General features: G+C 68.4%; 14 protein-coding genes. 9 read left to right on the top strand and 5 right to left on the bottom strand.

Annotated features, from left to right (window positions below; all coding sequences use genetic code 11):
* Positions 1–7 precede the first annotated feature (7 nt).
* From ACFOM8_RS01550 to lexA, 6 genes are all read left to right on the top strand, one after another.
* Entirely contained in the window at positions 8–1267 is a 1260-nt protein-coding gene (locus tag ACFOM8_RS01550; protein WP_377758658.1) for a zinc ribbon domain-containing protein, read from the top strand.
* Between the two features lie 12 nt (positions 1268–1279).
* The gene (locus ACFOM8_RS01555) at positions 1280–2200 is read left to right on the top strand and encodes a carbohydrate kinase family protein (RefSeq protein ID WP_377758660.1); all 921 of its coding nucleotides are present in this window, start codon (positions 1280–1282) and stop codon (positions 2198–2200) included.
* A gap of 24 nt (positions 2201–2224) precedes the next feature.
* A complete protein-coding gene (gene trpC / locus ACFOM8_RS01560; RefSeq protein ID WP_377758662.1) occupies positions 2225–3016 on the top strand; it encodes an indole-3-glycerol phosphate synthase TrpC in 792 nt (263 codons plus the stop codon).
* Positions 3013–3486 (top strand): cyclic pyranopterin monophosphate synthase MoaC, encoded by a 474-nt coding sequence (gene moaC / locus ACFOM8_RS01565; RefSeq protein ID WP_377758664.1) that lies wholly within the window; start codon positions 3013–3015, stop codon positions 3484–3486. The genes trpC and moaC overlap by 4 nt, the downstream gene beginning before the upstream one ends.
* Positions 3483–4661: a molybdopterin molybdotransferase MoeA gene (locus ACFOM8_RS01570; protein WP_377758666.1), complete on the top strand. Its 1179-nt coding sequence runs from the start codon at positions 3483–3485 to the stop codon at positions 4659–4661. Before moaC ends, ACFOM8_RS01570 begins: the two co-directional genes overlap by 4 nt.
* Positions 4662–4762: 101 nt before the next feature.
* A complete protein-coding gene (lexA, locus tag ACFOM8_RS01575) occupies positions 4763–5464 on the top strand; it encodes a transcriptional repressor LexA (RefSeq protein WP_377759167.1) in 702 nt (233 codons plus the stop codon).
* A gap of 89 nt (positions 5465–5553) precedes the next feature.
* Here the strand turns inward: lexA and hemC are convergent, their stop codons facing one another.
* The gene (gene hemC / locus ACFOM8_RS01580) at positions 5554–6495 is read right to left on the bottom strand and encodes a hydroxymethylbilane synthase (RefSeq protein WP_377758668.1); all 942 of its coding nucleotides are present in this window, start codon (positions 6493–6495) and stop codon (positions 5554–5556) included.
* Between the two features lie 74 nt (positions 6496–6569).
* On the opposite strand from hemC, the gene hemE reads away from it, so the two are divergent.
* Together hemE and ACFOM8_RS01590 are read left to right on the top strand one after the other, a co-directional pair.
* The gene (gene hemE / locus ACFOM8_RS01585) at positions 6570–7598 is read left to right on the top strand and encodes a uroporphyrinogen decarboxylase (RefSeq protein WP_377758670.1); all 1029 of its coding nucleotides are present in this window, start codon (positions 6570–6572) and stop codon (positions 7596–7598) included.
* A complete protein-coding gene (locus ACFOM8_RS01590) occupies positions 7595–8479 on the top strand; it encodes an EamA family transporter (protein WP_377758672.1) in 885 nt (294 codons plus the stop codon). The genes hemE and ACFOM8_RS01590 overlap by 4 nt, the downstream gene beginning before the upstream one ends.
* A gap of 338 nt (positions 8480–8817) precedes the next feature.
* Here ACFOM8_RS01590 and hemF read toward each other — a convergent pair whose 3' ends face one another.
* Positions 8818–9672, bottom strand: a complete 855-nt coding sequence (gene hemF / locus ACFOM8_RS01595) for an oxygen-dependent coproporphyrinogen oxidase (RefSeq protein ID WP_377758674.1) — start codon at positions 9670–9672, stop codon at positions 8818–8820.
* Between the two features lie 76 nt (positions 9673–9748).
* Here hemF and ACFOM8_RS01600 point away from each other — a divergent pair, with 76 nt between their 5' ends.
* A complete protein-coding gene (locus tag ACFOM8_RS01600) occupies positions 9749–10168 on the top strand; it encodes a hypothetical protein (protein WP_377758676.1) in 420 nt (139 codons plus the stop codon).
* Between the two features lies 1 nt (position 10169).
* On the opposite strand, the gene ACFOM8_RS01605 is transcribed toward ACFOM8_RS01600, so the two are convergent.
* The 3 genes from ACFOM8_RS01605 to clpS form a co-directional block, all read right to left on the bottom strand.
* A complete protein-coding gene (locus ACFOM8_RS01605; protein WP_377758678.1) occupies positions 10170–10976 on the bottom strand; it encodes an SDR family NAD(P)-dependent oxidoreductase in 807 nt (268 codons plus the stop codon).
* Entirely contained in the window at positions 10976–11920 is a 945-nt protein-coding gene (locus ACFOM8_RS01610; RefSeq protein WP_377758680.1) for a methyltransferase, read from the bottom strand. Before ACFOM8_RS01610 ends, ACFOM8_RS01605 begins: the two co-directional genes overlap by 1 nt.
* 62 nt (positions 11921–11982) lie before the next feature.
* Entirely contained in the window at positions 11983–12300 is a 318-nt protein-coding gene (clpS, locus tag ACFOM8_RS01615; protein WP_154763512.1) for an ATP-dependent Clp protease adapter ClpS, read from the bottom strand.
* Positions 12301–12345 lie beyond the last annotated feature (45 nt).

Raw genomic sequence — 12345 nt, forward strand, 5'->3', positions numbered from 1 at the left:
CCGCCCGATGCCCACGCCGCAGGCCGAACACCGCTACCCCTGCGAACGCTGCGGGGCGAGCCTCCGCTTTCATCCGGGCCAGCGGATGCTGGTCTGCGACTGGTGCGGCCACCAGCAGGTGATCGGCGACGGCCCCGCCCGCGCCCCGGCCCGCCAGCCCGGCGGCGGGGCCGAGGGCGAGGAGGCGATCCTGGCCGATCCCGAGACAGGCCGCGCGCTGCAATGGGACGCGGGCCACAAGTCGCCGGATCTGGCCGAAATCCCGCTGGAACGAGGTCTGCGGCTGGACACGGATTCGGACATCTCGGCCAGCGTCCGGCTGCTGTCCTGCCCGAACTGCGGCGCCCAGATCGAGATGGGCGAGGCCACCCATGCCAGCGCCTGCCCCTTTTGCGCGACGCCCGTCGTCACCGACACCGGCACCAGCCGCAAGATCAAGCCCCAGGGCGTGCTGCCGTTCCGCGTGACCGAAAGCCAGGCCCGCAAGGCCATGGAGGACTGGCTGGGCAACCTGTGGTTTGCGCCATCGGGCCTGACCGCCTATGCCAGGCGCGGGCGCAGGCTTCGCGGCGTTTACTCGCCCTTCTGGACCTTCGACGCGCGCACCCGGTCGCATTACGTGGGACAGCGCGGGGATCATTACTACGAGACCGTTTATGTCACCCAGCAGGTCGACGGCCGCAGCCAGCAGGTCGCGCGCCAGGTCCGCCGCACGCGGTGGCGGCCCGCCGCGGGCCAGATCGCGCGCGCCTTCAACGACGTGCTGGTGCTGGCCTCGGCCTCGCTGCCGCGCAAGTTCTCGGACGGGCTGACGCCCTGGGATCTGGCGCATCTGCGGACCTATCGCGCGGATTATCTGGCCGGGCTGGAGGCCGAGGCCTATACCATTCCGCTGGCCGAGGGGCACAAGATCGCCAGGGCCGAAATGGCGGGCGTGATCCTGAACGACGCCCGCCGCGACATCGGCGGCGACGAACAGCGCGTGGACCGGATCCGCACCGATTACCGGGACGAGACCTTCAAGCACATCCTTCTGCCGGTCTGGACCGCGGCCTATCGCTATAACGGCAAAAGCTATCGCTTCGTGGTCAACGGACAATCGGGCCGCGTCGTGGGCGAACGTCCCTGGTCGGTCTGGAAAATCGCCGCCGCGGTGATCGCTGCTCTGGTTGCGCTAGCGGCTTTCCTGTATGGGGCGGATGCGGGGGGCTATATCGACCTGGACGCCGTGTTGCAGGGTCGGGATATCGTCATCCAGGGCTATTGAGAAAGGGGACCGATGATCCTGTGCGCGGGCGAATCGCTGATCGACATGGTGCCGCAGGACGGCGCCTTCCGGCCTTTGGCGGGCGGATCGGTTTACAACACCGCCATTGCGCTTGGCCGCCTGGGCGAACCCACGGCCTATCTGTGGCCCATCAGCCGCGACCCCTTTGGCGAGGTTCTGCTGCGCCCCTTGGCCGAGGCCGGGGTGAACACCGACCTTTGTCCCAGGACCGACCGGCTGACGACCCTGGCCCTGGTGACGCTGACCGGGGGCGAGGCGCGCTATTCCTTTTATGACGAAGGCTCGGCAGGGCGGATGCTGGCGCCCGCCGATCTGCCGGTTCTGCCCGGCGAGATCCAGGCGCTGTTCGCGGGCGGCATCAGCCTGGTCCCCGACCCCTGCGGCGCGGCCATCGAGGCGCTGGTCGAACGCGATGGCGCCCGCCTGCCGGTGATGCTGGATCCGAACATCCGGCCGTTCTTCATCACCGACGCCGACGCCTATCGCGCGCGCCTGTCGCGGCTGATCGCCCGGGCCGATATCGTCAAGCTGTCCGGCGACGACCTGGAATGGCTGCATCCCGACCTGCCGCCCGAGGACGCGGCCCGCCGGGTTCTGGCCCGGGGGCCGCGGCTGGTGCTGCAAACGGGCGGCGCGGCGGGGGCGCGGGCGCATTGGGCGGGCGAGACCGTCGCGGCTCCGGCCATCCGCACAGCCGTCGCCGATACGATCGGCGCGGGCGACACCTTCAACGCGGGCGTTCTGGCCAGCCTTCGCAGGCAAGGCGTGCTGAGCAAGGCGGGGCTGGCCGCGATCACCGCCGACCAGATCGCCGCGGCCCTGACGCTTGGCGCGCAGGCCGCCGCCGTCACCGTCTCGCGACCCGGCGCAAACCCGCCCTGGTCGCACGAGATGCCCGCTCTTTCCCCTTGACGCATACCGGGCTAGAACCGCCGCATGGACATTCTGGACAAGATCAAGGCCTACAAGCTGGACGAAATCGCCGCCGCCAAGGCCGCCCGTCCCCTGGCCGACATCGAGGCTGCCGCCCGCGCCGCCCCGGCCCCGCGCGGCTTCGCCCGCGCCCTGACGCGAAAGGCCGCAACCGGCGCGGCGCTGATCGCCGAGATCAAGAAGGCCAGCCCGTCCAAGGGGCTGATCCGGCCCGACTTCGATCCGCCGGCCCTGGCGCGGGCCTACGAGGTGGGCGGGGCCGCCTGCCTGTCGGTCCTGACGGACGCGCCCAGCTTCCAAGGCGCGCCCGCCTATCTGACCGCCGCGCGCGAGGCCTGTTCGCTGCCGGTCCTGCGCAAGGATTTCCTTTACGACACCTATCAGGTGGCCGAGGCGCGGGCCTGGGGCGCGGACTGCATCCTGATCATCATGGCCTCGGTCGAGGACGCCCTCGCGGCAGAGTTGGAGGACGCGGCCTTCCACTGGGGCATGGATGCGCTGATCGAGGTCCACAATCCCGCCGAACTGGATCGTGCGCTGCGGTTGAAGTCGCCGCTTGTGGGCATAAACAATCGCAATCTCAAGACCTTCGATCTGTCTCTTGACGTGACGCGAGAGCTTGCGCCGCGCATTCCGGCGGATCGGCACATCGTCTGCGAAAGCGGGCTGTTCACCGCCGACGACCTTGCGGCGATGATGAAGGTCGGCGCCCGCCGTTTCCTGATCGGAGAAAGCCTCATGCGGCAGGCCGACGTGGCCGCCGCCACCCGCCAGATCCTGGATGTGGCGGCATGAGCCTGACCCATTTCGACGCCTCGGGCCAGGCTCACATGGTCGATGTCTCGGGCAAGGAGGCAACGGTCCGCGAAGCCGTGGCGCAGGGCTGCGTCGCGATGACGGCGGAAACCCTGGCACTGGCGCAAGGCGGCGCGAAAAAGGGCGATGTCCTGGGCGTGGCGCGTCTGGCGGGGATCATGGCGGCCAAGCGGACGGCGGACCTGATTCCGCTGTGCCATCCGCTTCCGATCAGCAAGGTGTCCCTCGACCTTGAACCCGATTACGCGCTGCCCGGCATCCGCGTCACCGCAACCGTCCGCACCACCGGCAGAACCGGGGTGGAGATGGAGGCTCTGACCGCCGTGTCCGTCGCCTGCCTGACGATCTACGACATGCTAAAGGCGGCCGAAAAGTCGATGACCATCCGCGACATCCGTCTTGTCAGGAAAAGCGGCGGGAAATCCGGCGATTACGAGGTAAACCTGTGATCTCGGTCGAGGAGGCTCTGGCAAAGGTTCTGGGCCTTGCCCATCCGGTCGCAGGCGAGATCATCCCCATCGATCAAGCCTGGGGCCGCGTTCTGGCGCAACCGGCCGTTTCCCGGATCACGCAACCGCCCTTCGACGCCTCGGCCATGGATGGCTATGCCGTTCGGACCGTGGACATGGATCGGCCCCTGTCCGTAATCGGAGAGGCTGCGGCGGGCCGCCCCTGGACCGGCCGGGCGGCCCCCTCGACCGCGGTCCGCATCTTTACCGGCGCAGCGGTGCCGGACGGCTACGACCGTGTCGTCATGCAGGAACACGTGGTCCGCGAAGGGGATCGGCTGCGGGTTGCCGACCGCTCCAGCGGCACCAATATCCGCAAGGCCGGCGACGACTTTCGGCAAGGCGAATGCTTTGCCCCGGCGCGCAGGCTGACGGCAGCCGACATCGGGCTGCTTGCCGCGATGAACATTCCGGCCGTGACCGTCGCCAAGCGTCCCCGGGTCGCGGTTCTGGCCGGAGGGGACGAACTGGTGCCCCCCGGAACGCCGCCCGGGCCGGGACAGATCGTCAGTTCCAATGACCTTGCCATCGCCGCCCTGGTGCGGGAAGCCGGGGCCGACCCGATCATCCTGCCGATCGCCTGTGACACCGAAGACAGCCTGCGCGCGGGCTTTGCCTCCGCCTCGGGCGCCGATCTGCTGGTCACCATCGGCGGCGCGTCCGTCGGCGATCACGATCTGGTCGGCAAGGTCGCGGCAGACCTTGGTCTGCAACGTGCCTTCTACAAGATCGCGATGCGACCCGGAAAGCCGCTGATGGCCGGCCGACTGGGCGAGATGCCGATGGTAGGGCTTCCAGGAAATCCCGTTTCGGCAATTGTTTGCGGCATCTTGTTCATCCAACCTCTCATAGCCGCGATGCAGGGTGTTCGGCCAAGCCACGGATTGAGGAAGGCGCGGCTTGCGGCCGATCTTGCGGCTGAGGGCGACAGGCAGCACTATTTGCGCGCGGCCCTGGAGAATGGCGATGATCTGCCGTTGATCCGGCCGTTTTCCAGCCAGGATTCAGCGCGGCTGTCGCTGATGGCGCAAGCCGACGCGCTGCTGGTCCGCCCGCCGAACGACCCGCCCCGCCCTGCCGGCGACATCGTCAGCTTTCTGCCTCTTCGCGGCTAAGATTTAACGAAAATTTCAGTTTCCCCTGTTCTGTTCGTTGACGCGATTCTGCTTTTGCGATAGAACAGAAAAGGAACAAGAAGATGCCGGGGATCGACGGAATGCTGACCAAGAAGCAAATCCAGTTGCTGGATTTCATTCAAAAGCGCATGGCGCGCGACGGGGTTCCGCCGTCCTTCGACGAAATGAAGGAAGCCCTGGATTTGCGGTCCAAGTCCGGCATCCACCGCCTTGTCACCGCGCTTGAGGAGCGGGGCTTCATCCGCAGGCTTCCGCATCGCGCCCGCGCCCTGGAAATCGTGCGCCTGCCCGATGCCCTGCTCGAGGCGGCGGAAACGAAGCAAAGCTTTTCGCCGCGCCTTATCTCGAACAGTCGCCCGCCTCGTCCGCGCGGCGCCATCGCGATTGCGGACAGCCCGGCGGTCGAGTTGCCGCTGATGGGCCGCATCGCCGCCGGCGTCCCCATCGAGGCGATTTCCGAGGTGTCCCACCATGTCGCGGTCCCGGGCACCATGCTCAGCGGGCGAGAGCATCACTATGCGCTGGAGGTCCAGGGCGATTCGATGATCGAGGCGGGCATCAACGACGGCGACGTGGTGGTCATTCGCGAACAGGACACGGCGGAAAACGGCGACATCATCGTGGCCCTTGTCGAAGGGCATGAGGCGACGTTGAAGCGTTACCGTCGGCGCGGCGGGATGATCGCCCTCGAGGCCGCGAACCCCGCCTATGAGACGCGAATCCTGCCCGAGGAAAGCGTGCGCATCCAGGGGCGGCTGGTCGGGCTGATCCGCAGCTACTGAAGCGTTCGCTGGCGCAGGCAGGCTTCAGTCACCCCGAGAAAGCCTGCCGTGCCTCACAAACGCGAATTCCTGCCGCCTTGACGCAGGCTTCAAACGCCGTCGAAGAAACCCTCTCCCGCGCGGCCCAGCAGTTCCTCGGCCAGGTCGGCGCCCATGGATGCGCCCTCGTCAAGACCGCCTTCCCGGTGGCCGCTGATGGCTGCCGAACCGTCGGGCCGGAGAATTTCGCCGCGCAGCAGCAGGCGGTTCTTTCTGATCTCGGCCAGACCGGCGATCGGGGTCTGGCACGATCCGTCAAGCCGGGTCAGGAAGGCGCGTTCGGCTGCGATGCGGTAGCCGGTATCGACGTGGTGGATCGCGGCCAAAAGACTCGCCGCCATGATGTCGCCCTGCCGCCGCTCGACCCCGATGGCGCCTTGCGCCACGGCGGGCAGCATCTCGGCCGGGTCGATGGCGTCCCGCGCGACCTCGCGCATGCCGAGACGCGACAGGCCCGCCATCGCCAGAAAGGTCGCCGCCGCCACGCCTTCGTCAAGCTTCTTCAGCCGGGTCTGGACGTTGCCCCGGAACTCGACCAGGCGCAGGTCGGGACGACGATGCGCCAGCTGCGCGCGGCGGCGCAAGCTGGAGGTGCCGACCACGGTGCCCGCAGGCAGTTCGGGGATCGAGGCGAAATGCGGGCTGACAAAGGCGTCGCGCACGTCCTCGCGCGGTAAAAGGCAGTCGATCACCAGACCCTCGGGCTGGAGCGTCGGCATGTCCTTCATCGAATGAACGGCGATGTCGATCTGCCCGGCCAGCAGCGCATCCTCGATCTCGCGCGTGAACAGGCCCTTGCCGCCGATCTCCTTCAAGGGGCGGTCGGTGATCCGGTCGCCGGTCGTCTTGATGACGACGATGTCGAACGCCTCGCCGGGCAGGCCATGCGCGGCAGCCAGCCGGTCGCGCGTTTCGTGCGCCTGCGCAAGCGCCAGCATCGAGCCTCGGGTGCCGATCTTCAGGGGACGGGTGGGGTCGGGCATCTGGGTCATGTCCTCGGCATAGCCGTCGGGACGCTGCTTGACAACGCCCCCCGCCTCGCCTTGAAGGGGCCGAAGGAGGCGTCATGACCAAACTTCTGCTGCGTGCCCTGGCCGGCGAAACCCTGCCCGTCCCGCCGATCTGGATGATGCGTCAGGCCGGGCGCTATCTGCCGGAATACCGGGCGACGCGGGCGCAGGCGGGCGACTTCCTGTCGCTGTGCTACACCCCCGACCTTGCGGCCGAGGTGACGCTGCAGCCGATCCGCCGATTTGGCTTTGACGCGGCGATCCTGTTCGCCGATATTCTGCTGGTTCCGCAGGCCTTGGGCGCCGACCTGTGGTTCGCCGCCGGAGAAGGGCCGCGCCTGTCCACGGTGACGACGGCGGACGAGGTCGCCGGGCTGAAGCCTGCGGACCAGATCCACGACCGTCTGGCCCCGGTTTACGAAACCGTGCGCATCCTGTCCCGCGAACTGCCGCGCGACACGGCGCTGATCGGCTTTGCCGGGGCGCCCTGGACGGTGGCGACCTATATGGTCGCAGGCCGCGGCACGCCCGACCAGGGCCCGGCCCATGCCTTCAAGAACGAGGATCGCGCGGCCTTCACGGCCCTGATCGACCGGATCACGGACGCCACGATCCACTATCTGTCGGCCCAGATCGAAGCGGGGGCCGAGGTCGTGAAGCTGTTCGACAGCTGGGCGGGCAGCCTCAAGGGCCGGGATTTCGACGACTTCGCCATTGCCCCGGCCCGCCGCATCATTGCCGCGCTGAAGCATCGCCATCCTCAGGTGCCCGTTATCGCCTTTCCCCGCGAGGCGGGCGACCGCTATGTCGGCTTTGCCCGCGCGACCGGAGCGGATTGCGTCGCGATGGACAATTCGGTCAGCGCGGAATGGGCGGCGCGGCATGTGCAGGTGGACGGCTGCGTGCAGGGCAACCTGGATCCCCGCCACATGGTTACGGGCGGACCCGATCTGGTGGCCGAGGCGCAGCGGATCACCCGCGCCCTGCGGGGCGGGCCGCACATCTTCAACCTGGGCCACGGGATCACGCCCGACGCCGATCCCGAAAACGTCGCCCTGATGATAAAGGCCGTGCGCAGCGCATGATCTGGGTCGCGGCCACGCTGATCGCGGCCACGGCGCAAACCGCCCGAAACGCCGCGCAGGCGGGGCTGACGCAAGAGGTCGGCACCCTTGGCGCAACGGCCGTCCGCTTCGTTTTCGGCTTTCCCTTCGCGGCATTGGCCCTGCTGGCGGTTTCGGTCTGGAATCCGCCGCCAAGCCCCGGTCTGACGGCGATCGGCTGGGCCGCGCTTGGCGCCATGGCGCAGATCGCCGCGACCGCCTTCATGCTGGTCACGATGCGCGACAAGGGCTTTGGAGTCGCGACCGCGCTGATGAAGACCGAACCCGTGACCCTGGCCCTGATCGGCGCCGTTGTTCTGGCCGAGCCGCTTGGTCCGGCCCGGCTGGCCGCGATCGGGCTTGCCACGCTGGGCGTCGTTCTTGCCTCGGGCGCGGCCTGGGGCCGGGCGGCCTGGGGCACGGTGGCGACCGGCGTTCTGTCGGGCGCGCTGTTCGGCCTGTCGGCGATCGGCTTTCGCGGCGCCTTGCTGGCCTTGACCGATGGCGGTTACGTCATCCGCGCCATGACCGTTCTGGCCATCACGCTGGGATTGCAGGCGGCCGTGATGCTGGCTTGGCTTGGGCTGCGGGACCGGGCGGCGCTGCGGGCGATCGCGGCCCAATGGCGCTTGTCGCTGGGCGCCGGGGCCTTGGGGGCCTTCGCCTCGCTGTTCTGGTTCATCGGCTTTGCCCTGACCCCCGCCGCCAATGTCCGCACGCTGGCCCTGGTCGAGGTGGTGATGGCGCAGCTTTTGTCGGGCCGGCTGTTCCGCCAGACGGTCCGGCCCGTCCAGCTGGTTGGAATGGGGCTGATCCTGGCCGGGGTGGCCTGGCTGCTGGCCGTGGCCGCTCGGCCGTCTTGACCGCCAATCGGCAGCGAAAGCACGCCGCGCCTCGGGACCGGGCGCCGGAGGTTGGCCAAGAGGGTGACGCGCCGCCCCGGCGGCCATGGATGATGGTCAGGTGATCGGCATGGCAATCAGAGCGTATAGCAGCGGCAATCCGGCAACCTGCGGCAGGACCGGCCGGGCGGACGGCCGAAATCAGGGCGAAGGCCTTGGTGTTCGGCAGGTTCGCGACCGGCCCACGATGAAAGATCCGGGTCGGGCCGGAACCCGGCGCGGCATGGTCAGACGGCTCATCCCCTCGGGCCAGCCATCCCAGGCCAGCCGTCCCGGGCCAACCGACCCAGGCCAGCCGTTCAAATCCACTTCGCCAGCGGCGGCAGGCTCATCAGCACGGCATCCGCGCTGTGGCCGGTTTCCAGCCCGAACTTCGTTCCCCGGTCGTAGACGAGGTTGTATTCCGCATAAAGCCCGCGATGGATCAGTTGCGCGTCACGGTCGGCGTCCGACCAGGGCTGGCCCATCCGCGCCTCTGCCAGCGGCAGGAATGCGGGCAGGAAGGCCTCGCCCACGGCGCGGGTGAAGTCGAAATCGGCCTGCCAGTCGCCGGTGTTCAGGTCGTCGAAGAAGATCCCGCCCACGCCCCGCGCGCGGCCCCGGTGCGGAATGAAGAAGTATTCGTCCGCCCAGGCCTTGAAGCGGTTGTAGTAATCGCCCCCGTGCGCGTCGCAGGCGGTCCGAAGAACGGCGTGGAAGTGCGCGGTGTCGTCGGCATATTCAAGGCAGGGGTTCAGGTCGGCCCCGCCGCCGAACCACCACGCCCCCGGGGTCCAGAACATCCGCGTGTTCATGTGCACGGCGGGCGCATGGGGATTCTGCATATGCGCGACCAAGCTGATGCCGCTGGCCCAGAAGCGGGGATCCCCGTCGATCCCAGGCACCCCCCGGGACGCCATCGCCGCCTGCGCGCGCGGGGCCAGCGTGCCGTGAACTTCGGACCAGTTGACGCCGACCTTCTCGAACACGCGGCCGCCGCGCATGACGGACATCAGCCCGCCGCCACCGTCGCCGTCCCGGGCGGTCGGGGTGACGGTGAAGCGGCCTGCGGGACCGGCGCCGGGTCCGCGATCCTCGAGCGTTTCGAAGGCCGAGACGATGCGGTCGCGCAACGCGCGGAACCAGGCGGCGGCGGTGCGGCGTTCATGGTCCATGACGTTCTCCAAACTTGATTTGCCAGCCCTGGCGCGCGGCGCTAGCATTGCTTAACCCGCTGTAATGAGACCCGCCATGAGCCGCAACACCGCCCTTGCCGCGATCGTCACCCTGCCGCTGATCCTGGCGGCCTGCGGGACGCCCCAGGAACGCTGCATCAGCCGCAACACCAGCGAATACCGCACCGTCAGCCGCCTGCTGGCCGAGGTCGAGGGCAACCTTGCGCGCGGCTACGCCTGGGAGGAACGGCAGGTCGTGCGCGACCGGCTGACCCAGTGCCGCACCTACCTGCGCGACAGCAAGGGCCGCGCGGTGGTCGCCTATGAGCCCTGCTGGCGCGATTACGTGGACACCGAACGCTACCGCGTCCCCATCGACCCGGCGGCCGAACAGCGCAAGCGCGACAACCTGGCCGCACGCGCCGCCGTGCTGCGCGAACGGGCCGCATCCGTGGTCCAGGCCTGCCGGGCGGCCTATCCCGAGGATCAGGGATAGGTCAGACCGTCTGGACCGCCACCCGGTCGGCCAGGCTGCGGCCGCCATCCACGGTGACGATCTGCCCGGTGACAAAGCGCGAGGCATCGCTGGCCAGATACATCACCGTTTCCACCAGCTCGTCGGCAGGCGCGATGCGGCCCATGGGGGTGGCCTCGATGATGCGGTCGCGCAATTCGGGCTTGTCGCGCAGCGACTCCTTCAACTCGTGCGACATGACGCTGCCGAAGCGCACGCCGTTCACGCGGATCCTGTGGGGCGCCAGAGCCAGCGCCATGCCCCGCGTCGCCTGTTCCTGGGCGGCATAGGCGATGGAATAGCCCAGCATGGTGGGCACCGGATGCTGCGCGGCCAGCGTGGACAGGTTGACCACGGCCCCGGCCGATCCGGCCTCGGGCGCTTCCTCGGCCTGCCTGATCATGCGCTTGGCGACGATCTGCGTCATGCGCAGGCCCGCTATCATGTTTTCGCGCAGAAGATGTTCCAGCACGTCGGGATCGGTGTCCAGCGGGTCCGAGGCCTTCACCAGCCGATGGGCGTTGACCAGGATGTCCACCCTGTCAAAGGCATCCAGCGTTGCCGACAGCAGGTTCGCCGTGGCCAGCCGTTCCGACATCCGCCCCGTGAAGCTGCGGACATGCGGGTCGCGTTCGTCATAGTCGGACATGGCGGCGGCCAGCGCCGTCTCGTCCGTGTCGGCGAACATCACGTTGGCGCCGCGTTCGACAAGCTGGCGCGCGATGGCCAGACCGATGCCGCGCCCGGCGCCGGTCACGATGGCCGTTCTGCCCTGGACCCCGCCGCCCATCAGCCCCGCCCTTTGCGGGCGGCGCCCCGGCCCGCGGCGGTTGCCTCGAACACCTTGAAGCGGGTGTCGCCGCCGATCTCGCGGACCTGCCCGAAATGCAGCGCCAGAACGGCCTCATAAGGCAGGTGCCGGTTCGCGACCATCCACAGCCGCCCTGCCCCGGTCAGCAGCCGCGCGGCCGCCGCGATGAAGTCCGCGCCGATCCGCGGGTCCGCCGCGCGGCCATCGTGGAAGGGCGGGTTCATGACGACGCCGTTCACGGGCTCCTTCAGGGTGAAATCCCGCGCATCGGCCCAATGGAACCGCGCGCGCGGATCGCGGATATTGTCGCGCGCCGAGTCCAGCGCGGCGTGATCGGCCTCTACCAGGTGGAGGATCTCGATGCCGGGGCGGGCCAGCGCCTGCGCCGAAAGCCATCCCCAACCCGCGCCCAGATCGACCACGCGTGTCGGCATCCGTTCGGGCAGCGCTGCCGCGAGCATGGCGGATCCGGGGTCGATGCCGTCGGCCGAAAAGACGCCTGGACGGGTGACAAAGCCGGGCGCGATTTCTTGCGGGCGAGCGGCCCAGCCGGGAGGCAGCCAGTCGCCCGCGGGAACCGTCACGCGGAAGATCTTGCCATGGGCCTTGCTGTGGATCTCGTCCACCGGGGCAAGGGCGCGCAGATCCTTCAGCATGGAATCGACACCATCGGTCTTTTGCCCGTCGATCCAAAGGGCAGCGCCAGCGGGCAGGAGCGACGCGGCCTGCGCAATGCGCGCACGGCCCTGCGCCTTGGCGCGGGGCAGCATCACAAGCGCCGCCTCGAAACGGCCATCGACCTGCGGCGCGACGCGATAGCCGCGCGCGGCCAAGGCCTTATGATCCGGGAAATTGCCCTGCTGAACCTGCGTGCGGGCGGGGTCCAGCGGCGTCAGGTCATCGCCGCCCTTTGCGCCGATCACAAGAAAGTCTCCTCCGGGATGACCATCCGGGAGGGCGAGAGCCAGGCGAGTCGCTGTCACTGTTATTCTTTTTCCATGGTGCATTGCAGCGGATGCTGCTGCCGCCGCGCCAGTTCCATCACCTGCGCGACCTTTGTTTCGGCAACCTCGTGCGAGAAGACGCCCACAACCGCCACGCCCTTGCGATGAACGGTCAGCATGATCTCGATCGCCTGGGCATGGGTCATGTTGAACAGCCGCTCCAGCACATGGACCACGAACTCCATAGGCGTGAAGTCGTCGTTCAGCATCAAGACCTTGTACATCGGCGGACGTTGGGTCCGGGTGCGCGGCTTGGTGACCAGTTCGATCTGGTCGTCGGGTCCGTCGCCGTCTGTCATCCAGTGCGCCATGCTGTCCAGTCTGATCGTGATTGTCGTGATGCG

This window comes from Paracoccus angustae (genome assembly GCF_042648745.1).
Classification (GTDB): domain Bacteria; phylum Pseudomonadota; class Alphaproteobacteria; order Rhodobacterales; family Rhodobacteraceae; genus Paracoccus; species Paracoccus angustae.

Bases quoted from the DNA above. Each gene is read 5' to 3' on its own strand.
- trpC (WP_377758662.1), top strand. From the start codon at position 2,225: ATGGACATTCTGGACAAGATCAAGGCCTACAAGCTGGACGAAATCGCC.
- lexA (WP_377759167.1), top strand. From the start codon at position 4,763: ATGCTGACCAAGAAGCAAATCCAGTTGCTGGATTTCATTCAAAAGCGC.
- hemC (WP_377758668.1), bottom strand. From the start codon at position 6,495: ATGACCCAGATGCCCGACCCCACCCGTCCCCTGAAGATCGGCACCCGA.
- ACFOM8_RS01590 (WP_377758672.1), top strand. From the start codon at position 7,595: ATGATCTGGGTCGCGGCCACGCTGATCGCGGCCACGGCGCAAACCGCC.
- clpS (WP_154763512.1), bottom strand. From the start codon at position 12,300: ATGACAGACGGCGACGGACCCGACGACCAGATCGAACTGGTCACCAAG.
- ACFOM8_RS01555 (WP_377758660.1), top strand. From the start codon at position 1,280: ATGATCCTGTGCGCGGGCGAATCGCTGATCGACATGGTGCCGCAGGAC.
- ACFOM8_RS01600 (WP_377758676.1), top strand. From the start codon at position 9,749: ATGAGCCGCAACACCGCCCTTGCCGCGATCGTCACCCTGCCGCTGATC.
- hemE (WP_377758670.1), top strand. From the start codon at position 6,570: ATGACCAAACTTCTGCTGCGTGCCCTGGCCGGCGAAACCCTGCCCGTC.
- ACFOM8_RS01550 (WP_377758658.1), top strand. From the start codon at position 8: ATGCCCACGCCGCAGGCCGAACACCGCTACCCCTGCGAACGCTGCGGG.
- hemF (WP_377758674.1), bottom strand. From the start codon at position 9,672: ATGGACCATGAACGCCGCACCGCCGCCGCCTGGTTCCGCGCGTTGCGC.
- ACFOM8_RS01605 (WP_377758678.1), bottom strand. From the start codon at position 10,976: ATGGGCGGCGGGGTCCAGGGCAGAACGGCCATCGTGACCGGCGCCGGG.
- moaC (WP_377758664.1), top strand. From the start codon at position 3,013: ATGAGCCTGACCCATTTCGACGCCTCGGGCCAGGCTCACATGGTCGAT.